This window comes from Massilia forsythiae (assembly GCF_012849555.1).
Taxonomy (GTDB): Bacteria; Pseudomonadota; Gammaproteobacteria; order Burkholderiales; family Burkholderiaceae_D; genus Telluria; species Telluria forsythiae.
Genome location: NZ_CP051685.1, coordinates 1,763,147 through 1,789,625 on the forward strand (window position 1 = coordinate 1,763,147; position 26,479 = coordinate 1,789,625).

The following is a 26,479-nucleotide window of genomic DNA, read 5'->3' on the forward strand; positions in this document are numbered from 1 at the left end:
TCGGCATGACCTTTCCCGGCGTCCTGGAGATGGATTCCATGCTGTTCCTAACTACTGTAATTTGGTGAGAGAAGTGACCTTGGCGGGAATGCCGAGGCTGCGCACGGCGGCGAGGTCGGGAACCGCCCTGGCGCTGGCCGCGTAGACTTCGGTGGTGCCGGCGCGGTACTGGTGCGCCAGGCGCTGCTGCAGGGTGAAACCGGAGCCGGCGGCGGCCAGCGCATCGCGCAGCTGCGCACTGTGCGGATAGGCAGGGCGGTCGTGTTCGCGCACCACCACCACGTATTGCACGCCGAGCCGGCGCAGTTCGGCCAGCACCTGTTCGCGCTCGGCGTACTTGAGCGCATAGCTGCTGCCCATGAAATTCGAGTCGGCCAGCAGTTTCGAAGCGCGCACCACGTAGCCTCGCAAATGGCGGTCGCGCACCGCGCTCTGGGCGATGAAGGCGCCCTCGGCGCTGGCCGGACCGTCGATGACGGTCACCACCGGCGCATCGTGCGCGGCCAGCCGTGCCGACAGCATGGCGATGCCGGTATCGGCCTTGGGTTCGCGCTGCGCCAGGTGCAGCACGCCCGGCACCGCCATCACGGCCGCCAGCACGGCGCCCAGGATGGCGGCCGTACGCGCCGTTGCGCCCGCCGGCAGCAGCGCCGGCAGGCGCCAGGCGCCGAGCAGTGCCAGCACCACGACCGCCGGCAGCGCCGGCGCCATGTAGCGGTCGACGATGTCCACCGGCACCAGCGACTGCAGGGTCAGCGTGGCGAGCACCAGGCTGATCAGGCCGCTGACGATGGCCCAGCGCCGGGCCGACTGGCCGCGCTCGCGGTATTCGGCCGCCACCGCGAACACGGCCAGCAGCACGCCGACCGGCGTCAGGTTGTGCCACAGAGTGGCGAGGTTGGCGGCCAGCGCCTTCATCGCATAGGCGGGGCCGGCCTGGTAATTGAAGCCGTCGGCGGCGATTTTCGCGGTCAGCATGTACCACGGCACCACCAGCACGGCAGCCAGCAGCGCGGCAACGACCAGGCGCACCGACAGCAGCAGGCGCCAGCGGCCCGTCAACGCGATGTGAAACACGGGGATGAAGACCGCCAGCCAGCCATTGCCCTTCATGAGCACGGCCAGCGCCGCCAGCAGCGCGAAGCCGAACGCCCTGCCCCAGCCCGGCTGTTCCGCATAGGCGATCCACACCGCGGTGGCGGCGACCAGGCAGGCGGCCAGGGGCTGGTCGACCATGAACATCAGGTTGCCCTCGATGACCAGCGGCGTCAGCACGTAGACCAGTATCCCGGCGATCGCGGTGCGGCGGTTGCACAGCATGGCCAGCGCGGCGGCGATGCCCAGCGCCGGCAGGGCCGACACCAGCACGTTGATCGCGAACGCCACCGGCATGGTCGGCGGCAGCACTAGGAACAGCAAACCCAGGAAGCCGTAGTAGGCGGGCGGCCAGTGGCCGATCGAAATCTTCGGATAGTGGATATAGAACTCGGTTGCCGCGCCCATCGGATTGGCGCCCAGGTGATGCCGCAGGTAATCGGCGATGAAATAGCCGTTCAAGAAATGGGAGGGTTCATCGGCGCCGGAAAATCCCGACTGGTATGAACGCGCCAGCACCATCGTCAGGGTGCCGAACAAAAGGGCGCACAGGTAAGCCGCGAAAAGGAAGGAAAAGGAAGGGCGCTGCGCGGGTGCTTGCATCGAATTCGTCAGGTAGCAATTACATTTAAGCAACGACGTTGCTAAATATTAAATTCTATACGCATTCCATGAATTTTATGCACGCACGATGTCTGATTGTTGTACGCATGTAAGGAATATTTGAAGGCAACGCACACAACCTTCCAAAAGGCAACTCAATTACACAATATTACATATTTTGCAATAAATTCCTTGAATGATTCCAGGAAGAAGGTATTTCTGCCATCCCATCGTGCCATCGTTAGTTCGAAAAGCTTGTAAAAAAATTACTATAAGTAACTGTGTGAAATAATCTCTGAAATATTTGACAAATATTTGACGTTAAAATACAACGAAATACAAATCGATAGAATTTTTTTCTTGCCTGTTTGGTCCGAATAACAGCTAAAAACATTGACTTAAAACTATTTTCTTAATCAAACCATGTTCATAAAGCATGATCGGTGGCCCCTATCCCGCTCACCGGCACCAAGACCACTTATCCTCCTTGCATACTGTTCAGTTCAGGATTTTCATAGAGAAAGCTACCGTATATGTTACATATGAATTAACAAATATCAGTGCCTTTCAGCCCTGTTTTATTTATCAAATATTCATTTTTACTAGCATAAGTCTATGATTTATTGACAGATTCTCACTATTAACTGTTCAGTATTCGCTGTTACAAATACTTACAAAGAGCGTGTCTAAAATCTCGTAAGCTTCAAACTTTCCAGCAGGAATAACTTCCACCAAGAATTTGCTCGAGAGGAAAGACATGCACCAGCTGTCCCATATCGCATCGCTCAACGGACAATTTGCCTTGACGCGTTTTGCTCCAGTCATGCTGCTTTCGCTCCTCGCCGCAGGCAGCGTTTCGGCAGCAACCTTGTCGGCTGGTCCCGGCAAGACCTATGCCACGCCCTGCGCAGCCATCGGTGCCGCCAAGGATGGCGATACCGTCGAAATCACTGGTAACAATACTTACAGTGGCGACGTGTGCAAAATTCAGCGCAACAACCTGACCGTGCGCGGCGTGAATGGCCGCGCCAAGATCAATGCCAATGGCGCCAATGCGATGGGCAAGGCGATCTGGGTCGTCACCGGCGACAACGTCACCATCGACAACGTCGAAATGTACGGCGCCAAAGTGCCGGACCGTAACGGCGCAGCCCTGCGCCTGGAAGGCACCGGCTTCACGCTGCGTAACAGCTTCCTGCACGACAATGAAAACGGCATCCTGAGCGGCGCCAACACCAACAGCGACGTGCTGATCGAGTACACCGAATTCGGCCACAACGGCTATGGCGACGGTTACTCCCACAACCTGTACATCGGTAACGTCAAGAGCCTGACCTTCCGCTACAACTTCTCGCACGATGCCAACATCGGCCACAACCTGAAGTCGCGCGCCCAGGTCAACACCATCTACAACAACCGCTTCTCCAGCCTAGCGCCGGGCCAGGCCGGCACCACCGCCCTGGGCCAGCCGAGCTACGAGATCGACCTGCCGAACGCCGGCACCGCCTACGTCATCGGCAACGTCATCGAGCAGCCGGCCGCCAACCAGAACCCGAACATGCTGGCGTTCGGCGAGGAAGGCGCGTCCAATCCGACCCAGGACCTGTACGTGGTCAACAACACCTTCCTGAACGATGCCGGCTCCGGTACCTTCGTGATGGTCGGTTCCGCCGTGACCACCCCGGTCCTGCTGCAAAACAATATTTTTGCAGGCAACGGCACCATGACCACCCAGGCCAAGGCCATCGACAAGACCAACTTTCGTTCGCTCGTGCCGGCGTTCGTGGATCGTCTTAACTATGACCTGCACCCTGTCCTCAACGCGGCAGTGATCAACGCCGGCTCGGCGCCGGGTTCCACCGCCAACGGCTTCTCGCTGGCCCCGATCGCCCAGTACAAGCACCTGGCCGCCGGCGAAAACCGCACCAACGTCGGCCAGATCGACATCGGCGCCTACGAGGCCGGCAGCATTAACACGGCGTCCGTGCTGCCGATCGTGAACTGGACCGTGTGCGCCGCCGAAAACGGCACCTGCTCGTTCAGCGGCACCCATGAAGTGCGCTACGGCTCGGGCATCACCTTCGTGTCGAAGATCGTCACCGGCTCGGTGTCCTGCTCGAACGCGGTGTTCGGCGACCCGACCCCGAACGAGGCCAAGTCGTGCAGCGTGTCCAGCGAAGACGCGAGCGGCGCCGCGCAGCCGGCGGCAACCTGGCTGGGCTGCGCCGACGAAGGCGGCACCTGCTCCTTCAGCGGCACCCACGAAGTGCGCTACGGTTCGGGCACCAGCTTCGTGTCGAAGATCGTGAGCGGCTCGGTATCGTGCTCGAACGCAGTGTTCGGCGACCCGACCCCGAACGTGTTCAAGTCGTGCAGCTATTCGACCGCGGACGCGACCGCCACCACCGAAACCTGGCAGAGCTGCGCCAGCGAAGGCGGGACCTGCGCCTTCAGCGGCACCCGTGAAGTGCGCTACGGCGCCGGCACCACCTTCGTCAGCAAGGTGGTCAGCGGTTCGACCGCCTGCACCAACGACGTGTTCGGCGACCCGGTCTACGGCACCGCCAAGTCGTGCAGCTACTCCAGCATCACGCGCTAAGGCGCATGCATCTCCGCTCCTGGACTACCGGGAGCGGGCGCAAAAAAAGGCCGCGACGTTCGCGGCCTTTTTTCATCTCGTCACCGTAGCGACGATCGGATGCGCATTACCAGATGATCACGCGCTCCTTCGGCGCCAGGTACATCTTGTCGCCCTGCTTCACCTTGAAGGCGTCGTAGAAGCCCGGCTGGTTCTTCAGCGTGCCGTTGGCGCGGAACTGGCCCGGCGAGTGCGGATCGGTCTTCACCTGCACGATCTGCTGCTGCTCGCGCATCTTGGTGCGCCATACCTGCGCCCAGCCCATGTACAGGCGCTGTTCGCCGCTGAGGCCGTCGATCACCGGCGCCTTCTTGCCGTTCAACGAGATTTTATAGGCCTTGTAGGCGATCGCCAGGCCCGAGTTGTCGGCGATGTTCTCGCCCAGGGTCAGCTCGCCGTTGACGTTGTAGCCCGGCAGCGGGCTGAACGCGTTGTACTGCTCGACCAGCATCTTGGTCTTGGCCTTGAAGTTCTTGTGGTCGCTGGCGGTCCACCAGTCGCGCAGGTTGCCGTTGCCGTCGTACTGCGCGCCCTGGTCGTCGAAGCCGTGGCTGATCTCGTGGCCGATCACGGCGCCGATGCCGCCGTAGTTGACCGCATCGTCCGCCTTGGCATCGAAGAACGGCGGCTGCAGGATCGCGGCCGGGAACACGATCTCGTTCATCTCCGGGTTGTAGTAGGCGTTGATGGTCTGCGGCGTCATGCCCCACTCGTCGCGGTCGATCGGACGGCCCAGCTTGTCCAGCTCGCGGTCGGCCTCGACCACGCGCGAACGCATCACGTTGCCGACCAGGTCGTCACGCTTGACGACCAGCTTCGAGTAATCCTTCCACTTGTTCGGATAGCCGATCTTCGGGGTGAACTTGGCCAGCTTGGCTTGCGCTTCCTTCTTGGTCGCCGGGCTCATCCAGTCCAGCTTGTCGATGCTCTGTTTATAAGCGGTCAACAGGTTCTGCACCAGCGCTTCCATGCGCGCCTTTTTCTCCGGCGAGAAGTACTCGGCCACGTACAGCTTGCCCAGCGCCTCGCCCTGCGAACGCTCGACGATGCCGACGCCGCGCTTCCAGCGCGGTTCGATTTCCTTCACGCCCGACAGGGTCTTGCCGTAGAAGTCGAAACGCTCGTCGACGAAGGCTTTCGACAGGTAGCTGGCATAGCCGTCCACCAGGTGCAGCGACAGGTAGGCCTTCCAGGTATTCAGCGGGGTCTTGTCGGAGACCGCGACGAAGGACTTCAGGTAGGTCGGCTGGCCGACGATCACATAACTCGTCTTGGCGGCGATGCCGGACGCCTGCAGCCAGGTCTTCCAGTCGTAGCCCGGCGCCAGCTTGTCCATGTCGGCCAGGTCGACCTTGTTGTAGGCCTTGATCGGGTCGCGCAGCTCGACCTTGGTCCACTGGATCTTGGCCAGCTCGGTCTCGAAGTCGACGATCGCCTTGGCATTGGCGGCGGCGTTCTTGTCGCCGGCCATGGCGAGGGTCTTCTGCACGTGCGCCATGTACTTGGCCTTCGCATCGGCCAGCTTGGCGTCGTCCGCCTTGAGGTAGTAGTCGCGGTCCGGCATGCCCAGGCCGCCCTGGCCGATGTCCGGCACGTACTTGGTCGAATCCTTGTTGTCCTGGTGGATGCCGAAGTCGTACGGCACGTTGACGCCGATCTTGCCCAGGTGCGCCAGCAGCGCCGGCAGTTCCGACTTGTCCTTCAGCGCGGCGATCTTGTCCAGTTCCGCGCGCAGCGGGGTCACACCCAGCTGCTCCAGGCGCGCCTCGTCCATGAAGCTGGCGTAGAAGTCACCGATACGTTGGGCATCGGTGGCGCTGCTCGGATTGCCGGCGGACGCCTTTTCGATGATGCCGCGCAGTTGCGGCAGCGTGTTCTCGCGCAGTTCCATGAACGAGCCCCAGCTCGATTTGTCGGCCGGGATCTCGACCGTCTTGAGCCACTTGCCGTTCAGGTACTCGAAGAAATCGTCCTGCGCCCGCACGGACGGTTCGATGTACTGGGTGGCGATGCCGGACGCCAGGGTCTGGCCGTTCTTGGCGCTGCTGCTCTTGGCGGCGGCGCCGGCACCGCCGGTGGCGTCGGCGGCATGGCCCAGGCTGGCGATCAGGGCCAGCGTCAGGGCGCTCAACAGGTACTGCTTCTTCATCTCTTCTCCCTTGGATAGTCTTGGATGAACACGGTCGGCGCAATGGCGCCGGCCGTTACCGCTTGTGGCGATTTTGCTAAATGCCCGAGATTACCAGATCGTGACGCGCTCTTCCGGCTTCAGGTACATCTTGTCGCCTTCCTTGATGCCGAACGCCTCGTAGAACGCGGCCTGGTTGCGCAGCGTGCCGTTGGCGCGGAACTGGCCCGGCGAGTGCGGGTCGGTCTTCACCTGCTGGATCTGGGCGGCGTCGCGCATCTTCGAGCGCCATACCTGGGCGAAGCCCATGAAGAAGCGCTGGTCGCCGGTGAGGCCGTCGATCACCGGGGCCGGCTGGCCGTGCAGCGAAATCTTGTACGCCTTGTAGGCGATCGCCAGGCCGGAGTTGTCGCCGATGTTTTCTCCCAGGGTCAATGCGCCGTTGACGTTGTAGCCCTCCAGCGGGCTGAACGCGTCGTACTGCTTGACCAGCATGTCGGTCTTGGCCTTGAAGCGGGTTTGATCCTGCTCGGTCCACCAGTTGCGCAGGTTGCCTTCGCCATCCGACTGGCTGCCCTTGTCGTCGAAGCCGTGGCCGATCTCGTGGCCGATCACGGCGCCGATCGCGCCGTAGTTGACGGCGTCGTCGGCCTGCGCATTGAAGAACGGCGGCTGCAGGATCGCGGCCGGGAACACGATCTCGTTCATGCGCGAGTTGTAGTAGGCGTTCACGGTCTGCGGCGTCATGCCCCACTCGACGCGGTCGATCGGCTTGCCCAGCTTGTTGAGGTTGCGGTTGTAGGCGAAGGTGGCGGCGCGCTCGACGTTGCCGACCAGGTCATCCCGCTTGATCGCCAGCTTCGTATAGTCGCGCCACTGGCTCGGATAGCCGATCTTCGGCGTGAAGCGCGCCAGCTTGGCCTGCGCTTCCTTCTTGGTGTCGGCGCCCATCCAGTCGAGGCCGTCGATCGATTCCTTATAGGCGGCCAGCACGTTCTTGACCAGCTCTTCCATGCGCGCCTTGCGCTCCGGCGGGAAATACTGGGCCACGTATTCGCGGCCCAGCGCCTCGCCCAGCGCGCCCTCGACGACCGACACGCCGATCTTCCAGCGCGGACGGTTCTCGGTGACGCCGGTCAGGGTCTTGCCGTAGAAATCGAAGTTCTCGTCGACGAAGGCCTTCGACAGGTACGGCGCGTATTCGCGCAGCAGCTGCCACTCGAAGTAGGACTTGATGGTGGCGAGGTCGGTGTCCGCCAGGATCCGGTCCAGGCCGCTCAGGTAGCTCGGCTGGCCGACGATCACGTAGTCGACCTTGTTGCCGACGCCGGCGGCGGCCAGGGCCGCCTTCATGTCGTAGCCCGGGGTCAGTTCGCCCAGCCTGGCGACCGCGGTCTTGTTGTAGCTCTTGTTCGGATCGCGCAGCTCGACCTTGGTCCACTGCGCCTTGGCCAGTTCGGTTTCGAAGGCAACGATGGCGCGCGCCTTGGCGGCGGCATCCTTGTCGCCGGCCAGGCCCAGGATGTTGGCCACGTGCCGCTCGTACTTGGCGCGGGTGTCGGCCATGCGCTTGTCGTCGAGCTTGAGGTAATAGTCGCGGTCCGGCATGCCCAGGCCGCCCTGGCGCACGTAGGCTGCATATTTCGTCGATTCCTTGGCGTCCTGCGCCACGCCGATGCCGTACGGCGTCGCCACGCCGATCATCGACAGGTGCGCCACCAGGGCGGGAATGCCCTTCTTGTCCTTCAGCGCGCGGATGCGCTGCAGTTCGCCGGCCAGCGGCCGGGTGCCGAGCGCCTCGACCTTCTTCTCGTCCATGAAGCTGGTGTACAGGTCGCCGATCTTCTGGGCATCGCTGCCGGCCTTTTTATGCGTGTCCTTCTGGTCGGCCTCGATGATGCCGCGCAGCTGCGGCGTGGTGTCTTCGCGCAGCTTGATGAAGGTGCCCCAGCTCGAACGGTCCGACGGGATCTCGGTCGTCTTGAGCCACTTGCCGTTCAGGTAAGTGAAGAAGTCGTCCTGCGCGCGTACGCTCTGGTCGATGTACTGCGTGTCGATGCCGGACACCGGATGCGCGGGTGCGCCCGGTGTCGCGGCATTGTCCGCGGCGCCGGCGACGGACGTCAGCAGGGACAGGATCAAGGTGCTCAGGAGGGTTCGTTTCACGAGGAAGTCCTTAGTTGCAGGGAATAAAGTGGCTTGTGGCCATCGGCGAATGTAACATAGCGCGGCGGGCCGGCACCATGCCGTGGCTGGGCAGTGGCAAGGCCGTCATCGGACAGTACCAACCGGGCAAACGGCAACGGAAAAACGGGACAGCCGCGGAGAAACAGTGGTGGAGCGAGACCGCGGCAGGCTTGCCGGGAAAGAGATCGGCGTGGCGCCGGGACGGCCCGCGAGGGCCCATGCGGATACCGCCGTGCCCAGGGGTGCCGGGCCGGCGGTCGGGATCGGTTTGCTCATGGCTTGTCGTCGTTGTCGCTTGCTCGGCAGCGGAGAAGCAAACTTGCCGCCCAGATCAACAAATTCTAGCGGGTACAGACAGCCATCGAGGCAAGGAATGGCACTTTTTTACTTTTCGATACATGCCCATCCGCTGCCGGATGGGGTAAAACAACGGGTTCATGCCGCGTGGACGCGGACCGTATCAGCCGCCGATATTGATGGAACCGCCGCCCGGTCCCATGCCGCCGCCGCCCATGCCGCCGGCGCCGCGCCCGTGGCCGCCGCCAGGGCGTCCGCCGCCGTTGCCGCGCTCGCCGCCGTGGTCGGCGCCGCCCGGGCGCCCTTCCGGCACCACCCGCATCAATTGCTCGCCCAATAAAGTCGCCACCTGGGCGCGCTGCTTGTCGTCCAACGCATCGTTCAGGCCCAGCCACAGTTCGCGCAATTGCTTGTCTTCCGCATTGGCGGCGGCGGTTTCGGCGTCGACCAGGGCGTTCAGTTCGCGCAACTCGGCGTTCGGCGCCGCCAGCAGGGCCTTGCTTCTTTCCTGCAGCGCCTCGCGCCGGCGCTGGCGCTCGCGCAGGATGCTGCGCGAACGGCTTTCCACCTGCGTCCACAGCGTCTGCTGGTTGGCGTTCAGGTTCATCGACTTCTTGAATTCCGATGCCATCGGCAGCAGGTCTTCGGCGCGCATGTCCATCAGCGGCACGGCGAACGAGGGTGCAGCGGCACCGACGGCAAGCGCCAGCAAGGAAGCACGAACAAGGCGGGACATGATCCGGGTGGTCGTCATCTGAATATCCTGGACATGGGCAGCTTGAAAAACCGTCGCGAGCGGCAGGCATGGTGGTCGAGAAGCGCAGCTGTACGACGAGTACAGGGAGCATCGCAGACCGCCAGGGCAACGCGCAGTCGGTTTTTCAAGCTGCCCATAAAAAAGCCCACGGTGGGTACCGTGGGCAAAGACCACTTCAAGAGTGGAGAGAGAGAAAAACTGAGATGGACTATAGGCCCGCGCCGCCCGCCTGTCCGCGCTCTTTACAATTACTTACCCCAGGATCAAAGCGGGATACACGGATTTACAGGAACCGGGAACTTGTAAAGACCGGCGGAAGGCAAACCGGATGGCCCGGCCTGCCGTCGATGGCGGAACACCTGCGCGTTCACTTCAGGTACGACACGTTTTCGCGCACCGCGAGCTCGTACCAGCGGGCAAACGCCGCCAATCCCGCTTCGAGCGAGGTGCCCGGCTTGTAGCCGATCCAGGCCTGCAGCTTGCCGGTATCGGCATGGGTGGCCGGCACGTCGCCCGGCTGCATCGGCTGGAAATCGAGCGCGGCGCGCACGCCGAACGCGTGTTCCAGCGCATGAATGAAATCCAGCACCCGCACCGGCTGGTCGTGGCCGATGTTGAACAGCGCGTGCGCCGGCTGGTTCGACGCCGGCGGCGGCTTGAACAGCAGGCGCACCACCCCTTCGACGATGTCGTCGATATAGGTAAAGTCACGCAACAGCTTGCCTTCCGCGAACACGGGAATATGCTGCCCCGCCAACATTTTTCTCGCAAAGATGAAATACGCCATGTCCGGGCGGCCCCATGGCCCGTACACGGTGAAGAAACGCAGCCCGGTGGCGGGCAGGCCGTACAAATGGCTGTAGCTGTACGCCATCACCTCGTTGGCCTTCTTGGTGGCCGCGTACAGCGACAGCGGCGCATCGGTCTGGTCGTGCTCGCTGAACGGGGTGCGGGCGCTGGCCCCGTATACGCTGCTGCTGCTGGCGTACAGCAGGTGCGCCACCCGGTGCCGGCGGCAGGATTCCAGCACGTGGGCGAAGCCGACCAGGTTGGCCTGCACGTAGGCGCCCGGGTGCTGCAGCGAATGGCGCACCCCGGCCTGGGCCGCCAGGTGCACCACCAGGGCCGGCGCGACGCGCTCGAACAGCGCCGCCGTCTGCCCGGCGTCGCTCAGCTCGACCGCCTGGCAGGCGACCCCGGCCGGCTCCAGCAACGCCGCGGCGCGGTGGCGCTTCAGGGCCGGGTCGTAGTAATCGTTGAAATTGTCGCAGCCGACCACGCGCTGCCCCATGGCGGCCAGGCGCGCCGCGACCGCGCTGCCGACGAAGCCGGCGGCGCCGGTGACCAGCACCGGCCCGCGGCCGCCATCTGCCGCGCTGCCTGCAAGGTCTGCGATACCGCTGGCCGCGCCGCCCATGGTGGCATCAACGCTACATGGCGGCGGCGCGCCGGCCGATGCCTTCATACACCAGGCCGGCGGCGGCGAACGCGGCCGGGTCGTAGAGGTTGCGGCCGTCGAACACGGCCTTGTGCCGCAGCGACGCCGCCAGCAGCGGCAAGTCGGGCGCGCGGAATTCCTTCCACTCGGTGACCAGCACCAGTACGTCGGCGCCCTCGAGCGCAGCGTGCGCCGACGGCGCCAGCGCCAGGCGTTCATCGCACAGCCGCTCGCCGTGTTCCGCCGCCAGCACGCGCCGCGCCTCGCCGGCCGCCACCGGATCGTAGGCGGTCACGCGCGCGCCGGCGGCGAACAGGGCGCGGATCAGGATGCGGCTGGGCGCTTCACGCATATCGTCGGTGTCCGGCTTGAACGACAGGCCCCACAAGGCGATGTTCTTGCCGTGCAAGCCTTCGACGCCGCCGAAGAAGCGTACGAGCTTGCTGAATAACACGTTTTTTTGAGCATCATTGACCATGTCGGTTGCACTCAACAGGTGTAGATGCTGGCCATTGTCGCTGGCGGTTTTGACCAGCGCTTTGACGTCCTTCGGAAAACAGGAGCCGCCGTAGCCCATTCCCGCATAGAGAAAATCCGGGCCGATGCGCGGATCCATGCCGATTCCCAGGCGCACCGCCTCGATGTCGGCACCCAGCACTTCGGACAGGTTGGCCAGTTCGTTCATGAAGCTGATGCGCGTGGCCAGCATGGCGTTGGCGGCATATTTCGTCAGTTCCGCGCTGCGCACGTCCATCTCGACGAATTTCTCGTGGTTGCGGCTGAACGGCGCATACAGTTTGCGCATCTGCTGCGCGGCATCGGGATCGTCGCTGCCCACCACGATGCGGTCGGGACGCATGAAGTCCTCGATCGCCGCGCCTTCCTTGAGGAATTCCGGGTTGCTGACCACGCTGAAGGCGACCTCGACGCCGCGCCGGGCCAGTTCCGCGGCGATCGCCGCGCGCACCTTGTCGGCGGTGCCGACCGGCACGGTCGACTTGTCGACGATCACCGCCGGCTTCACCAGGCGCTGGCCGATGCTGCGCGCCGCCGACAGGATATGGGTCAAATCGGCGCTGCCGTCCTCGTCCGGCGGCGTGCCGACGGCCAGGAAGATGATGTCGGCGTCGGCCACCGCATCGTCGTAGTCCGAGGAAAACAGCAAGCGGCCGGCCTCGGCATTGCGCTGCACCAGGCTGTCCAGGCCGGGCTCGTGGATCGGGATCGCGCCCGCCTCGAGCATGGCGATCTTGCGCCGGTCGACGTCCAGGCACAGGACGGTGTTGCCGACTTCGGCAAAGCAGGCGCCGGACACCAGGCCGACGTAGCCGGTGCCGATAACTGAAATGTTCATCATGTAGCGTCAAATTGGCATGGAACGGAGACAGGACCATTCCATGTGGTGAAGCCCAACGGGTCTTTCCGCAAGGCTAGGAAATAGACAAATTTACCACATTGTTGCCGGTTGTCCTCACACGCCAGACACCAACCCGGGCCGGATCGCCGCACCGCGACACGGCGCGTCGACGCTGCGGTTATACTGGACCCCTTCCATACCGATCGCACATGCGCGCCAATTACAAGAATGCCGGCCTCGTCACCCTCGGCGTGATCCTCGGGGTCGCAGTCACCATGCAGTTCTCGGCGCTGGCGCACAAGCCGGTCGAGGACGCCATGCCCATCGACAGCCTGCACCAGCTGGCGCACGCCTACGACGTGGTGCGCGCCGACTACGTCGAGCCGGTCGACGAGCGCAAGCTGCTCACCAACGCCGTGTCCGGCATGGTGGCCTCGCTCGACCCGCACTCGGCCTACCTCGACCGCGCCGCCTACCGCGAACTGCGCGAAGGCACCGAAGGCAAGTTCGTCGGCATCGGCATCGAGATCGGGCAAAGCGACGAGGGCTACGTGAAAATCGTCGCCCCGATCGAGGATTCGCCGGCCTGGCGCGCCGGCATCAAGCCGGGCGACTTGATCGCCCGCATCGACGGCGCCGCCGTACGCGACATGGACCTCGACGCCGCGATCAAGCGCATGCGCGGCGAACCGGACAGCAAGGTGGTGCTGACCATCGTCCGCGCCGGGGCGCCGGCGCCGCTGGAAGTGACGATCACGCGCGCCGAGATCGTGCAGAAAAGCGTCAAGGGCAAGATCGTGGCGCCCGGCTATGCCTGGGTGCGCATCGCCCAGTTCCAGGAAATGACGGTGCCGGACCTGGCCAATCGGCTGGCGGCGCTGGCCCGCGCCGAACCGCAACTGAAGGGGCTGGTGCTGGACCTGCGCAACGATCCCGGCGGCCTGCTGCAAAGCGCGATCGGCGTGGCCGCCGCCTTTTTGCCGAAGGGGACGGAAGTGGTGGCCACCGACGGCCAGCTCGAGGAATCCAAGGCGCACTACTACGGCATTCCGGAACACTACATGATGGGGCGGGGCATCGACCCGCTGGGCAAGCTGCCGGCTTTATATAAAACCCTGCCGCTGGTGGTGCTGGTGAATACCGGCTCGGCCTCGGCCTCGGAAATCGTGGCCGGCGCGCTGCAGGACACGCACCGCGCAGCGATCGTCGGCAGCCCGACCTTCGGCAAGGGTTCGGTGCAGACCATCCGCCCGCTCGGCGGCGGCAGCGCCGTGAAACTCACCACCGCGCGTTACTACACCCCGAACGGGCGCTCGATCCAGGCGCGCGGCATCGTGCCCGACTTTCCTGTCGACGAGAATGCGCAAGACGACGGCTGGAACGCGCTGCGCATGCGCGAAGCCGACCTGCAGCGCCACCTGTCGAACGACCGCAGCGGCGAGGAAGCGGCGCACCAGGACGATTTCGCCGAGCAGATGCGCATCCTGGCGCGCGCCCGTACCCGCAAGCCGCTCGACTTCGGCAGCAGCGACGATTTTCAATTGGCGCAGGCGCTGCGCCGGCTGCAGGGCTTGCCCTTGCAACTGTCGAAACGCGCCGGGCCGCCGGCGCCGCTGGCACAGCAGGCGCATCGAGAGCGACCCTGACGCAGGCGCTGGCGCGACGTTTCGCCGCCACGGCGCGCCTGCTTCGACGCATCGCTTGATACACTGCCCCGTTCCATTTCCAGCCCCTTGCAGCGATTCCCACGCCCGGTACGATTGTGTAGAATCGCCTGACCCTGCGGGGGTTGCTTCCCGTTATTACCATTGAAAGTCACACCATGAAACCTGTCGTCATCAGCGGCACCGGCCTGTTCACGCCTCCCCATGCCATTTCGAACGATGAGCTGGTGACGGCGTTCAACGCCTACGTCGAACTGTTCAACGCCGAGCACGCCGAGCGCATCGCCGCCGGCGCCGTCGCCGCGCTGGAGCCGTCCAGCAGCGCCTTCATCGAAAAGGCATCGGGCATCAAGTCGCGCTACGTGATGGAAAAGACGGGCATCCTGGACGCGACGCACATGACGCCGCGCATCAATGAGCGCGCCGACGAAGAACTGTCGCTGCAGGCGGAGATCTGCGTGGCGGCGGCGCGCCAGGCGCTGGCGCGCGCCAACCGCACCCCGGCCGACATCGACATGGTGCTGGTCGCGGCCAGCAACATGCAGCGCGCCTACCCGGCCATGGCGGTCGAGGTGCAGGACGCACTCGGCATCGAGGGCTTCGGTTTCGACATGAACGTGGCGTGCTCGTCGGCCACCTTCGCGATCCAGACCGCGGCCGGCGCGGTGCAGACCGGGCAGGCGCGCGCGGTGCTGGTGCTGAACCCGGAAATCACCAGCGCCCACCTGAATTTCCGCGACCGCGACAGCCATTTCATCTTCGGCGACGCCTGCACTGCGATGGTCATCGAAGCGGCCGACACGGCCGTCGGCGAGCACCAGTTCGAGATCCTCGACTCGAAGCTCAAGACCAAGTTCTCGAACAATATCCGCAACAACTTCGGTTTCATGAACCGCTTCGACGAAGCCGGCATCGGCCAGGCCGACAAACTGTTCCGCCAGCAAGGCCGCAAGGTGTTCAAGGAAGTCTGCCCGATGGCTGCCGAGATGATCCGCGACACCGTGGCCGGCGCCGGCCTGGCGGTGACCGACGTGTCGCGCTTCTGGCTGCACCAGGCCAACCTGAGCATGAACCAATTGATCATGCGTACCCTGCTGGGCCGCGACGCCGTCGCGGGCGAGGCGCCGGTGATCCTGGACACCTATGCCAACACTTCGTCGGCCGGTTCCATCATCGCCTTCCACTCGTACCAGGACGATTTGCCCAGCGGCGCCAAGGGCGTCATCTGTTCGTTCGGCGCCGGCTATTCGATCGGCTGCGTGGTGGTACGCAAGAAGTAAAAGATACGAATAGCTAATTATGGTTTCTCTTACTTGGTAGTTCCACTCCTACAGCGCCGTGCTCCGTATTCCTCTGGAATACCGGCTTCCCGCGGCGCATGATCTTCCTGTCAGCGCTCCAGCGAGCGCAGCTTTGCAGGGAGGAACATCATGTCCAAGCAAAAAGGCCCGAACGGCACGCGCGCACGCGGCAAGGAAACAACGATGACCGTGGCCGAAGGCAGCCAGCAACCGCGGGCGCCCGGCTGGGTCGCTCCGGGCGGCGCCAACGTGCAATCGGCCAACGTCGAACAGCAAGGCGCTGCGCTGCGCGCGCGCGGTTCGCTGCAAGGGGGCATCGACAGCCCGGCTATCGATCGCCAGCGCGGCGGCGCCGCGGCCCAGCAGGCCGGCTGGAGTGCGCGCCAGAGCGCCCAGCGCATGCAGGCGCGCGGCGAGGAAGACCGTTTGAATGCGTCGCGCCAGTCCGGCGACGGCGGCAGCGAGCAGGATCCGAGCGCGCAGCCGGTATCGGACAGCGCCAGCCGGCCGGGCAGGAAGGACCCTGGCGCCGGACGATCGTAAGATCGTTCTCTGCGATAGAAAAACCAGTTTGTGTTGTGGTGGTAGCCGGGTAGAGCCCCCTCCTCTACCCGGCTTTTTTGCGCCGCCGACACGAGCTTCATGACTAGGTTGCGTCGTCTCGCCGTACCAGCGTCCTGTCTTCGGCGACGCGTGGGCGGCCGCATCCTTTGTCCGGGAACGCGCGCCGGCGGCTTTTCGCTGCGCGTTTATACCGGATAACTTTCCGGCGAGCGCAGTTCGGCGAATTGTTCGATGTTGCCGATGCGGACCGTCACCGGATTCATGCTGGCCTGCGGCGACAGCGAGCGCCAGGCGAACTTCCATTCCTGTTCGCGGCCCTGGTCCGCGGTGGCCGTAAAGGCCTGGCCCAGGCGCGAACGCACGCCGTATTCGACCGGACCGTCGATGCCGGCCCAGTTCGGCAGCGTGCGCTGCACGGCGCGGTGCAGGCGCTCGCCGAATTCCTCGGTGTTGTGGATGACCAGGCAGCAGTCCGCCGGGCCGAGCACGTCGAACAGGCGCTTGTCCCAGGCTTGCGAAAAGGAGAGCGTCAGGAAGCCGTTGGCGGGCGTCAGGCGGAACTGGCCGGCGGCGAGCGCCTGTTCCAGGTCGGTGCGCATGCCGTAGCGGTGCAGCGTGGGGGGGCGTTGGTAATCGTGCATGGTAAGACTCGGCTTCGTTTCGGTTTTATGTCGGATAAGTGGCGTCAGCAGGAGCGTCCGGACGGGTCGTGCAGGTGCAGGCGCATGTAGCGGAACGAGACCAGCACTTCGCGCAGCAGGAAGATGAAGCTGGCGATCAGGGCGATCATCGCCACCACGAACATGCCGGCGATGTACCGGTCGAGCGGCAGGCCGGCAGTGTCGCCCAGGAACAGGCAAGCGATGATCACGCAGATCAGGAAGCCGCAGGCGGTGCTGGACGTGATCGCGTAGTTGATCAACTGCCAGCGCTGGTACAGCACGTCCAGCTCTTCGTGGATGTCCCGGTCCGGCCCCTGCTGCAGCCGCAATTTGAGGTCGCGGGTGCGGTCGATGATGCGCGCCAGGCGGTTGGTCAGCACCGTCAACTTGGTGGCGACGCCGGTCAGCAGGAACACCGGTGCGATCGCCAGCTGGATCACGTGGCCGATGTCGTTGGTCTGGATATTCATTCGGGTTCGCTTATCGCTTGTCGTTATTCTGGGTATGCCGGACAAGTGTAACAGGCCGCCCCGCATGCGGCCCGGGCTTCATTCGAAGCGGCCGTGGCGCTTGAACTGCTCGGTGGCGGCCACCAGCGCACGCGCGATGCCGGTCTCGAGGGCGCCGTGGCCGGCGTCGGCGATCATGTGCAGGCGCGAGCCGGGCCAGGCCTGGTGCAGGCGGTAGGCGGACAGGGGCGGGCAGATCACGTCGTAGCGGCCCTGCACGATCACCGCCGGCAGATGGGCGATGCGCGGCAAGTCGCGCAGCAGCTGCCCCTCGTCCAAGAAGGCGCCGTGGGCCATGTAGTGCGCCTCGAGGCGGCCCACGCCCAGGTCGAGGGTGTCGGACGAACCCTCCTCTTCCTGCGGCAGCAGGAACACGCGGCGTCCCTCGAAGCGGCTCCAGGCGCGCGCCGCCGGCCAGTACTGGCGCGGATCGTCGCACAGCAGCCGGCGCGCGTACGCCTGCAGCAGGTCGCCGCGTTCCTCGGGCGGGATCGGAGAAACGAAATCGTCGTACAGCTCGGGATAGAACCACTGCACGCCGTACAGGAAGAATTCGACCTCGGCCCGGGTGCACAGGAAGATCCCGCGCAGCACGAAGCCGAGGCAGCGTTCCGGATGCGCCTGCCCATAGGCGAGCGCCAGCGTGGAGCCCCAGGAACCGCCGAACACCAGCCAGCGCTCGACGTGGAACATGACGCGCAGGCGCTCGATGTCGTCGATCAGCAATTGCGTGGTGTTGTTCTTCCACTCGCCCAGCGGCGTCGATTTGCCGGCGCCGCGCTGGTCGAACAGGATCACGCGGTAGACCGCCGGATCGAAGAAGCGGCGGTGCTGCGGCGACAGGCCCGCACCCGGTCCGCCGTGCAGGAAGATGACCGGAATGCCGTTCGGATTGCCCACCTCTTCCCAGTAGATCGTGTGCAGCGCGTCGACCGCCAGCATGCCGTGGCGGATGGGCAGGATCGGCGGGAACAGGAACGGCGGAGTGGCGGGCATGGCGTTTCGCAGGAAGAGGACGACAGCCGATTGTAGCCTACTTGGCCTTGCCTGAAACCGCCGCCGCCCTGGCCTTCCGGCCTGCTTCAGAAGAAGGTGTTGAAGGCGCCGCGGACGGCGTAGTCGTCGTCCACGCCGAGCAGCAGCGGCCAGCGGTCGAAGGTGGTGCACGGGTGCGAAATGCCGCAGCCGACCAGGTCGCCGACCTGGAGCGCGGCGCGCACCGGACCTTCCGGCAGGCGCAGGTAGGCATGCTGGTCGTTCAGCTTGACGATCTCGCAGCCGGCCGGCAGCGCCGTGGGCAGCCCCGGGCCGGGCCGGTGGCACAGCAATGGCTGCGGCAGGCCGGCGTCGTGCGAGGCGTCGCGCTTGCCCATGCCGAGGATCGCCAGGTCCGGCTCGGGACGCGACTGCACCACGCTCCAGATTTCCAGTGCCGGCCGCAAGCCGTCCGCGGACGCGGCGCCTGCGGAGACGGCGCCTTCGCGCGCGTCCAGTTGCGCCAGCGCGGCGCGGTACAGGCCGTGGTCGCTGGTGACGTAGCAACCGCTGCGCAGGATCGGGCGCAGCGGCCGCGACAGCTCGGGCATGCTTGCGAAACCGCGCGCCACCAGGTCGAAATAGGCGGAGCCGCCGGCCGACACCATGATCTCGCCGCCCTGGAACAGCCCCTCGTCGTCGGCCGCCGGCACCAGCGCGCACAGGGCGTCGACGAAGGCGCGCACCGCACCCAGGTCGGCCTCGTGGTCGTGCGACACCAGCAGGCCCTCGTAGCCCTCGAAGCCGGCCAGCACCAGCCCGGGCGACCCGGCCAGTGCGCGCGCCACCGTCAGCGCGGCTTCCGGCGTGCGGCAACCGGCGCGCTTGCCTTGCAAACCCAGTTCGACCAGCACCGGCAGCGGGCGCGCGACGGCGGCGGATGCGGTAGCAGTCAGCGGCTGCGCCGCCACCGCCTCCGCCAGGCGCGCCACGCCGGCCAGGGAATCGGCCAGCACCACGCAGTCGAATTCCGGGTCGTCGCGCAGCAGCGCCAGCACGATGCGCAGGTCGCCGGGCGCGACCAGCTGGTTGGCCAGCAGCACGCGCCGTACGCCGAAGCGGTGCGCCACCTGCACCTGCGCAGGCGTCGCCAGCGTGATGCCCCAGGCGCCGTGCGCCAGTTGGGCGCCGAACAGTTGCGGACACATGGTGGTCTTGCCGTGCGGCGCCAGCGAGGCGCCGTGGCGCGCGCAAAAGTCGCGCATCCATGCCAGGTTGTGGCGCAGGGCCGCCGTCTTCAGCACCGCCACCGGCAGCCCGGTATCGCCGCGCAGCACGTTCCACCCCTGCACGCCGATGGCGCCCTGGCGCAGCGGCGCGCCGATCGCCAGGCCCTTGGTGCCGGGCGGCAGGCGCTGTTCTTCCAGTTCGGACAGGGACAATACGCCGGGCAGCAGGCTCATGGCGCGTCTCCCTGCGCGCCGGGGCCGCGCTCGCGCTCGCGGCTGCGCACCGCATCGGCCAGGTCGGCGCGCAGCAGGCCGGCGCCGGGCATCACGTCGCGCGCGCCCGGGGTGTGGAACACGCCGGTGACGATGCCGTCCTGCGCCAGCTGCGGCAGCAGTTCGTCCTGGAGTTCGGCGAGCGTAAAGGATTGCGGCCGGTAGCCGGTCCATTCGTAGTCGGCGCAGATGGCGGCGAACTCGCTGTCCGGCCACAGGGGAAAGATCAGGGTGCCGTCCTCCTTCTTCGCCAGCGCCCAGCCCTGGCGGTACAGGCCCCACACCACGCCGCTCTCGGCCACGCGGCGGATGAAATAGTCGTAGCGCTGCGGTCCGGACAGCATCACCAGCGCCGCCACCTGTCTTGCATCGATCGTCATCGTCGTCCTCGTCAGTGCCGCAGCAGCCGGGCCGGGCGTCGCGTTCAGGATACGCCGGTTTGCCGCCGCGACGGCGCCGCCCAGCGCCACCGCCAGGCCTGCCGCCGCGTCCCTACTCGTCGCCCAATAGCTGCTCCAGGCGGCGCGGATAGTGGTTGAGGAAATCGCGCGTGATGGCGTAGTGCCCGGTGTCCTCGTAGGCGACTTCTGTGATGCCACCGGCGTCGAAGCTGAGGATCCTGGCATTCGGATAGGCCAGCAGGATCGGCGAGTGGGTGGCGATGATGAACTGGCAGCCCTGCCTGGCCAGGCGGTCGATCACGCCCAGCGCCGCCAGCTGGCGGTTGGGAGCCCGAGCTCGCGCACGGCGGGAATGGTGAACGGATACGTATCGAGGTCGATCTCGGCCCTGGGGTCGAGCGTGACCGAGCGCAGGTAGGGTTTGGCGGCGAGCGGCGGCATGGCGTCTCCGGACGTGAAAACACCGCCCGTGGGCGGTGTCGTGCAGGTCAATCGATCCGCAGGATTACTGCATGTGCTGGCCGCCGTTGATGGCGATGTTGGCGCCGGTAACGAAGGCGGCTTCGTCCGACGACAGGTACGCCACCAGGCCGGCGACTTCTTCCGGCTTGCCCAGGCGGTTCATCGGAATTTGCGGCAGGATCTTGGTTTCCAGGACTTCGGTCGGGATGTCGGTGACCATCTTGGTGCCGATGTAGCCCGGAGAAATCGTGTTCACGGTGACGCCCTTGCGCGCCACTTCCAGCGCCAGTGCCTTGGTGAAGCCGTGGATGCCGGCCTTGGCCGCCGAGTAATTGGTCTGGCCGAAGGCGCCCTTCTGGCCGTTCACCGACGAAATATTGATGATGCGGCCCCAGCCGCGCTCGACCATGCCGTCGGCGACCGGCTTGGTCATGTTGAACACGGAATCCAGGTTGGTCTTCATGACCGCGTCCCAATTCACTTTATCCATCTTCTTGAACGTCATGTCGCGCGTGATGCCGGCATTGTTGACCAGCACGTCGACCGGGCCGACTTCCTGCACCACCTTGCTCACGCAGGCCTGGGCCGACTCGTAGTCGGCCACGTCGCACTCGTAGGCCTTGAAATCCTGGCCCTGCTCGCGCATCGACGCCAGCCAGCCTTCGGCCTTCTTGCTACCCGGGGAATAGGTGGTCACGACCGTATAGCCGAGCGCCGCCAGCTTGATGCAGATCGCCTCGCCCAGACCGCCCATGCCGCCGGTTACCAATGCCACTCTGTTCGTCATTGTCTTCTCCTGTTTTTCGTAATCTTTATTATGGAAACATCGTCACTGCGTCATGCATCTGACTGCTTCATGCGCTTTCGATCCGCCGTTCCACTGCCCATACCGCGCCGCATGCGCTCGTGCGCTCATGTCCTCATGCGCTGCGGCGCTTGCTTCATCGTCGGTTCAACGCTCGACCGCGAGCGCCACGCCCATGCCGCCGCCGATGCACAGGCTGGCCAGACCCTTCTTGGCGTCGCGCCGCACCATTTCGTGCAGCAGGGTCACCAGCACGCGCGCGCCGGAAGCGCCGATCGGGTGGCCCAGCGCGATGGCGCCGCCGTTGACGTTGATCTTCGCCGTATCCCAGCCCATTTCCTTGTTGACCGCCACGGCCTGGGCGGCGAACGCCTCGTTGATTTCCATCAGGTCCACGTCTTCGTGCGACCATCCCGCCTTTTCCAGGCACTTGCGCACCGCCGGCACCGGGCCCATGCCCATGATGGCCGGATCGAGGCCGGACAAGGCATAGGCCTTGATGCGCGCCAGCGGCGTCAGGCCGAGTTCCTTGGCCTTGGCCGCCGACATCATGATCACGGCGGCGGCGCCGTCATTCAGGCCGGAAGCGTTGCCGGCGGTAACGGAGCCTTCCTTGTTGAAGGCCGGGCGCAGGCTGGCCAGGGCTTCCACGGTGGCGCCGTGCTTCGGATACTCGTCGGTATCGAAGATGGTGGCGCCCTTCTTCGACGGGATCTCGATCGGGATGATCTCGTCCTTGAAGCGGCCGGCGTTTTGCGCGGCTTCGGCCTTGGCCTGCGACTGCTGCGCGAATTCGTCCTGCTCGGCGCGCGAGATCTCGTACTTGCGCGCGACGTTCTCGGCGGTCACGCCCATGTGGTACTGGTTGTAGACGTCCCACAGGCCGTCCACGATCATGGTGTCGGTGAGCTTGGCGTCGCCCATGCGGAAACCGTCGCGCGAACCGTTCAGCACGTGCGGCGAGGCGCTCATGTTTTCCTGGCCGCCGGCGATGACGATCTCGGCGTCGCCGCAGGCGATCGCCTGGGCCGCCAGGTGGGTGGCGCGCAAACCGCTGCCGCATACCACGTTCAGGGTCGATGCCGGCACGCCTTCCGGCAGGCCCGCCTTCAGGGTCGCCTGGCGCGCCGGGTTCTGGCCGGCGCCCGCGGTCAGCACTTGCCCCATGATGACTTCGCTGACCGCCGCCGGATCGATGCCGGTCTTGGCCAGCAATTGCTTGATCACCTGGGCACCGAGTTCCGTCGCCGGAATTTTGGCGAGCGTACCGCCGAACTTGCCGATTGCGGTACGGCCGGCGGCCACGATAACGACGTCTTCCATATCAATCTCCGAAAGTATTACGGATCGATCCGGCACCTGGAGCGGTGCGCGGACATTCCCTGTTCACTGTTATTCTCGACACGGCTCCCCCACTGGCTTGGACAACAAAGCCGGCAGTATTGGAGAGCCTGCGGATGGTTTGTTTACGCGAAATCAATCTTAGCAGCTTATTCACCGTCACCCACGGCCGATTCACGAAAACCTGTCCCTCCGGAGGAGCATTTTGTCGCCCGGATTTTTATCGGGAAATATTCATTTCCCTGGATAAGCAAAACGCCAAAAAGCCTTTTCCGTTCCACGAAATTTCACAGTAGAATGCTCGGTTAGTGCCAACCAGAACGATCCATGTCCAAGAGCCCGACTTCCTTGCCCATCGAAATCAAGATCTCCACGGTCGTGGCGATTTCGACCATCCTGCATTCGGCCGATCCGCTGGCGATCGATGCCGCCTTGAAGCAGATGACGGGCGGCGTGTCGGACTTCTTCGAGGATGAATTCGCCGTGATCGACGTCGGCGGCATCGCCGAAGAAGCCGGGCAAATCGACTGGGAAGCGTTGGTGAAGCTGCTCAAGCGCTACCGCCTGAATGCGGTGGCGGTGCGCGGCGCGCCGGCCTCGCTGCACGAGATCATCCGCGCCCACGACCTGTTCCTCGACGACGGCTCCAGTGGCGCGCGCACCAGCGCCGACGCCGCACGCGACAATGCAGCGGCGGCCCCGGTGGCCGTCCCGGTGCCGGCGCCGCCCGCACCGGCAGCGGTACCTGCGTCCGCCGCGCCCGCTGCTCCGCCGGCCGCGCCCGCGATGATCATCGACACCCCGGTGCGCGCCGGCCAGCGCATCTATGCGCGCGGCGCCGACCTGATCATCACCGCCGTGGTCAACAACGGCGCCGAAATCATCGCCGACGGCAGCATCCACGTGTATGCGCCGCTGTACGGGCGCGCGCTGGCCGGCGCTTCCGGCAATGCCGGGGCGCGCATCTTCGCCTTGCAGCTGGAGCCGGAACTGGTGTCGATCGCGGGCGTCTACCGTACCTTCGACGAAGGATTGCCGGCCGACATGTCGCGCCAACCGGTACAAATCCGTTTGGTCGGCGACCGAATCGATATATCATCGCTGGGTCCGGCGAATCGCCACTGAGCACCCCGCCACCCGGCACCGACCAGAACTGAAAAGGATTTATATTTTTCATGGCAAGAATTATCGTTGTGACGTCCGGCAAGGGCGGCGTGGGCAAGACCACTTCCAGCGCGAGCTTCTCGACCGGCCTGGCCCTGCGCGGCCACAAGACCGTGGTGATCGACTTCGACGTCGGCTTGCGTAACCTCGACCTGATCATGGGTTGCGAACGGCGCGTGGTATACGACCTGATCAACGTCATCAACAAGGAAGCCACGCTGACCCAGGCGCTGATCAAGGACAAGCACTGCGACAACCTGTTCATCCTGCCGGCTTCGCAGACGCGCGACAAGGACGCCCTCAGCGAAGACGGCGTCGAGCGCGTGCTGAACGACCTGGTGCAGATGGACTTCGAATACATCGTCTGCGATTCGCCGGCCGGCATCGAGCACGGCGCCCTGATGGCGCTGACCTTCGCCGACGACGCCATCATCGTCACCAACCCGGAAGTGTCGTCGGTGCGCGATTCCGACCGCATCCTCGGCATCCTGCAGGCCAAGTCGCGCCGCGCCCAGAGCGGCGGCGAACCGGTCAAGGAACACCTGCTCATCACGCGCTATTCGCCGCGCCGCGTCGAGGCCGACGAGATGCTGTCGTACCAGGACGTGCAGGAAATCCTGCGCATTCCGCTGATCGGCATCATCCCGGAATCGGAAGCCGTGCTGCACGCCTCCAACCAGGGCAACCCGGCGATCCACTTCAAGGAAACCGACGTCGCGCGCGCCTACCAGGACGTGGTCGCGCGTTTCCTGGGCGAAGAAATTCCGCTGCGCTACATCAGCTACGAAAAGCCGGGCCTGCTGCAGCGCCTGTTTGGAGCCAAGTGACATGGCCTTGCTTTCATTCCTGTTTCCGCAGAAACCGAAAAGCGCGAATGCGGCCAAGGAACGGCTGCAGATCATCATCGCGCGCGAGCGCACCAACCGCGCCGGCCCGGATTTCCTGCCGGCCCTGCACCAGGAGTTGATCGAGGTGATCTCGAAGTACACCAAGGTCAACGCCGAGGACATCAAGATTTCGCTCGACCGCCAGGGCAACCTGGAAGTGCTCGACGTGAACGTGGTGCTGCCGGACGCCTGAGCGCCGGCGCGCGTTGCCTGCGGCGCTGCGGCGCCACGGTTCCAGTGCGGCGCTGCGGCGCCGCAGTTCATTGCGCCGCGGTGTTCGCCGCGCCATGCCGGCCGCCCCCTGGCGCGCCGCTAGTCTTTTCCTGCTTCCAGCACCACTTCCTGCGCCACCCGCGTGCAGGCTTCCACGTGCTGGTAGCCCATCTGCCGGAACAGCGCGAAACCGATCGCCGCCGAGGCGATCTGCCCCGCCAGCGGCACCACTCTGGCGGCCGACTTGGCGACCAGCCTGGCGCCCGACTTCTGCAACAGTTTCAGGACCAGTTCCTTGGTCACCAGCTTGCCCACCAGCGTCCCACCCAGCGCCGCCACCGCCTGGTAGGCGGCCACCCGCATGCGCGGCTGCAGGCGCTCGATCTGGTCCGGCGTCAGGCCGAAGGCGTGGTTGATCTCTTCCACCATCATCGCGAAGCTGGACAGGTCGGACACCACATCGATGCCCGGCAGCGGAATTGCCGACACCCCGGCGGCGATCGCGGCGCGCTTGCGCACCATGGCGCGGCAATGCTCGCGCACTTTCTCCAGGTCCGCGCTCGATACCGGCAGCAAGACCAGTTCGCCGCCTTTCGCCTTTTTCTTGAACATGTAAACGCTCCCGACCACGATTGATTGAAGTTGCCATGATTAAGTTGGCAATTTGACACGAGTGTGACGTAATTTGCCAACGAAAATGTGAATTTCCGTAAGGCTCAGTCGCCTTATTTTAAAAGTCTGCTATATTTCGATCATAATTGTAGGAGGCATCCTACAGTTCTACCTCTAAAAATCCCACTACGGCGAGACCCGTTTGATCATGCGAATTTCAGTACTGGACAACGATAACGTACAAGCAGACCTGATTTGCCAAGTCCTGAATGGCGCGGGGCACAATTGCCAGGCATTCGACAATGGCAAGGATATGTTGGGGCAATTGCGCAAGGACAGTACCGATCTCTTGATCATGGATTGGCAGGTGAACGACGTGCCGGCACAGGAAGTCCTGCGCCGCGCCAAGGAAAAGATGGCGCCGAACACGCCGACCATGTTCCTGGCCGGCAGCGCCGCCGAGGACGACATCGTGGCCGGCGTCACCGCGGGCGCCGACGACTACCTGGTCAAGCCGCTGCGCCGCGGCGAGCTGGTGGCGCGCGTGCAGGCGCTGCTGCGCCGCGCCTACCCGTCGCAGAACGGCGCCGAGCAACTGCAGTTCGGCCCCTACGTGTTCGAGACCCGCCCGGGCCGCCTGATGATGGATGGCGAGCAGATCGACGTCACCCACAAGGAATTCAACCTGGCCCTGCTGTTTTTCCGCAACCTGGGGCGCCCGCTGTCGCGCGCCTACATCCACGAATCGATCTGGGTGCGCGAGACCGCGGTGCCGTCGCGCACCATGGATACCCACGTCTCGCGCGTGCGCAACAAGCTGCGCTTGCGCCCGGAAAACGGTTTCCGGCTGGTGCCGGTGTACAGCTACGGCTACCGCCTGGAGCGGCTGGGCGCCTGACAACCTGTCCGAGCCGTCG

Annotated in this window: 23 protein-coding genes and 1 pseudogene; 8 read left to right on the forward strand and 16 right to left on the reverse strand. The window is 64.8% G+C overall.

Annotated features, from left to right (window positions below):
* Positions 1-51: 51 nt before the first annotated feature.
* The gene (locus HH212_RS07635; protein ID WP_169434857.1) at positions 52-1,698 is read right to left on the reverse strand and encodes a glycosyltransferase family 39 protein; all 1,647 of its coding nucleotides are present in this window, start codon (positions 1,696-1,698) and stop codon (positions 52-54) included.
* Between the two features lie 868 nt (positions 1,699-2,566).
* Here HH212_RS07635 and HH212_RS27255 point away from each other — a divergent pair.
* Positions 2,567-4,297 carry a right-handed parallel beta-helix repeat-containing protein gene (locus HH212_RS27255; RefSeq protein WP_229217624.1) on the forward strand — a complete coding sequence of 577 codons (1,731 nt, stop codon included), beginning with the start codon at positions 2,567-2,569 and terminating at the stop codon, positions 4,295-4,297.
* Positions 4,298-4,403: 106 nt separating this feature from the next.
* Here HH212_RS27255 and HH212_RS07645 read toward each other — a convergent pair whose 3' ends face one another.
* The 5 genes from HH212_RS07645 to HH212_RS07670 form a co-directional block, all read right to left on the reverse strand.
* Positions 4,404-6,485, reverse strand: coding sequence for a M13 family metallopeptidase (locus HH212_RS07645; protein ID WP_169434858.1), 2,082 nt, complete (start codon positions 6,483-6,485; stop codon positions 4,404-4,406).
* 90 nt (positions 6,486-6,575) lie between these two features.
* On the reverse strand, positions 6,576-8,630 hold the full coding sequence (locus HH212_RS07650; RefSeq protein WP_169434859.1) for a M13 family metallopeptidase: 2,055 nt from the start codon (positions 8,628-8,630) through the stop codon (positions 6,576-6,578).
* Positions 8,631-9,111: 481 nt separating this feature from the next.
* Entirely contained in the window at positions 9,112-9,702 is a 591-nt protein-coding gene (locus HH212_RS27060; RefSeq protein WP_229217625.1) for a hypothetical protein, read from the reverse strand.
* A gap of 370 nt (positions 9,703-10,072) precedes the next feature.
* Positions 10,073-11,170 (reverse strand): NAD-dependent epimerase/dehydratase family protein, encoded by a 1,098-nt coding sequence (locus HH212_RS07665; protein WP_229217626.1) that lies wholly within the window; start codon positions 11,168-11,170, stop codon positions 10,073-10,075.
* Complete coding sequence (locus tag HH212_RS07670) at positions 11,136-12,497, reverse strand: UDP-glucose dehydrogenase family protein (RefSeq protein WP_170205326.1); 1,362 nt, start codon at positions 12,495-12,497, stop codon at positions 11,136-11,138. Before HH212_RS07670 ends, HH212_RS07665 begins: the two co-directional genes overlap by 35 nt.
* A gap of 212 nt (positions 12,498-12,709) precedes the next feature.
* Here HH212_RS07670 and HH212_RS07675 point away from each other — a divergent pair, with 212 nt between their 5' ends.
* From HH212_RS07675 to HH212_RS07685, 3 genes are all read left to right on the forward strand, one after another.
* Positions 12,710-14,146 (forward strand): S41 family peptidase, encoded by a 1,437-nt coding sequence (locus HH212_RS07675; protein WP_169434861.1) that lies wholly within the window; start codon positions 12,710-12,712, stop codon positions 14,144-14,146.
* A gap of 176 nt (positions 14,147-14,322) precedes the next feature.
* Positions 14,323-15,444, forward strand: a complete 1,122-nt coding sequence (locus HH212_RS07680) for a beta-ketoacyl-ACP synthase III (RefSeq protein WP_169434862.1) — start codon at positions 14,323-14,325, stop codon at positions 15,442-15,444.
* A gap of 150 nt (positions 15,445-15,594) precedes the next feature.
* Positions 15,595-16,008, forward strand: coding sequence for a hypothetical protein (locus HH212_RS07685; RefSeq protein WP_169434863.1), 414 nt, complete (start codon positions 15,595-15,597; stop codon positions 16,006-16,008).
* Positions 16,009-16,214: 206 nt separating this feature from the next.
* Here HH212_RS07685 and HH212_RS07690 read toward each other — a convergent pair whose 3' ends face one another.
* The 9 genes and pseudogenes from HH212_RS07690 to HH212_RS07730 form a co-directional block, all read right to left on the reverse strand.
* Positions 16,215-16,670 carry a hypothetical protein gene (locus HH212_RS07690; protein ID WP_169434864.1) on the reverse strand — a complete coding sequence of 152 codons (456 nt, stop codon included), beginning with the start codon at positions 16,668-16,670 and terminating at the stop codon, positions 16,215-16,217.
* Between the two features lie 44 nt (positions 16,671-16,714).
* Entirely contained in the window at positions 16,715-17,161 is a 447-nt protein-coding gene (locus HH212_RS07695) for a DUF2721 domain-containing protein (RefSeq protein WP_169434865.1), read from the reverse strand.
* 78 nt (positions 17,162-17,239) lie between these two features.
* Positions 17,240-18,196, reverse strand: coding sequence for a prolyl aminopeptidase (gene pip, locus HH212_RS07700; RefSeq protein WP_169434866.1), 957 nt, complete (start codon positions 18,194-18,196; stop codon positions 17,240-17,242).
* An 86-nt stretch (positions 18,197-18,282) separates the two neighbouring features.
* Entirely contained in the window at positions 18,283-19,638 is a 1,356-nt protein-coding gene (locus tag HH212_RS07705) for an amino acid deaminase (protein WP_169434867.1), read from the reverse strand.
* The gene (locus tag HH212_RS07710; protein WP_169434868.1) at positions 19,635-20,057 is read right to left on the reverse strand and encodes a DUF2750 domain-containing protein; all 423 of its coding nucleotides are present in this window, start codon (positions 20,055-20,057) and stop codon (positions 19,635-19,637) included. The genes HH212_RS07705 and HH212_RS07710 overlap by 4 nt, the downstream gene beginning before the upstream one ends.
* A 112-nt stretch (positions 20,058-20,169) precedes the next feature.
* Positions 20,170-20,415: pseudogene (locus tag HH212_RS07715) on the reverse strand (AAA family ATPase); the annotation flags it as partial.
* Entirely contained in the window at positions 20,376-20,519 is a 144-nt protein-coding gene (locus HH212_RS07720; RefSeq protein WP_169434869.1) for a hypothetical protein, read from the reverse strand. The gene HH212_RS07720 and the pseudogene HH212_RS07715, both read right to left, overlap by 40 nt.
* Positions 20,520-20,583: 64 nt before the next feature.
* The gene (gene phbB / locus HH212_RS07725) at positions 20,584-21,327 is read right to left on the reverse strand and encodes an acetoacetyl-CoA reductase (protein WP_169434870.1); all 744 of its coding nucleotides are present in this window, start codon (positions 21,325-21,327) and stop codon (positions 20,584-20,586) included.
* A gap of 165 nt (positions 21,328-21,492) precedes the next feature.
* Entirely contained in the window at positions 21,493-22,668 is a 1,176-nt protein-coding gene (locus tag HH212_RS07730) for an acetyl-CoA C-acetyltransferase (RefSeq protein ID WP_169434871.1), read from the reverse strand.
* Between the two features lie 345 nt (positions 22,669-23,013).
* On the opposite strand from HH212_RS07730, the gene minC reads away from it, so the two are divergent.
* The 3 genes from minC to minE are packed head-to-tail and all read left to right on the forward strand — an operon-like array spanning position 23,014 to position 24,930.
* Positions 23,014-23,811: a septum site-determining protein MinC gene (gene minC, locus HH212_RS07735; RefSeq protein ID WP_169434872.1), complete on the forward strand. Its 798-nt coding sequence runs from the start codon at positions 23,014-23,016 to the stop codon at positions 23,809-23,811.
* Between the two features lie 50 nt (positions 23,812-23,861).
* Positions 23,862-24,677, forward strand: a complete 816-nt coding sequence (gene minD, locus HH212_RS07740; protein WP_169434873.1) for a septum site-determining protein MinD — start codon at positions 23,862-23,864, stop codon at positions 24,675-24,677.
* Between the two features lies 1 nt (position 24,678).
* Complete coding sequence (gene minE / locus HH212_RS07745; RefSeq protein ID WP_169434874.1) at positions 24,679-24,930, forward strand: cell division topological specificity factor MinE; 252 nt, start codon at positions 24,679-24,681, stop codon at positions 24,928-24,930.
* Between the two features lie 119 nt (positions 24,931-25,049).
* Here the strand turns inward: minE and HH212_RS07750 are convergent, their stop codons facing one another.
* The gene (locus tag HH212_RS07750; protein ID WP_169434875.1) at positions 25,050-25,562 is read right to left on the reverse strand and encodes a hypothetical protein; all 513 of its coding nucleotides are present in this window, start codon (positions 25,560-25,562) and stop codon (positions 25,050-25,052) included.
* A 208-nt stretch (positions 25,563-25,770) separates the two neighbouring features.
* On the opposite strand from HH212_RS07750, the gene HH212_RS07755 reads away from it, so the two are divergent.
* Positions 25,771-26,460, forward strand: coding sequence for a response regulator transcription factor (locus HH212_RS07755; protein WP_169434876.1), 690 nt, complete (start codon positions 25,771-25,773; stop codon positions 26,458-26,460).
* Positions 26,461-26,479 lie beyond the last annotated feature (19 nt).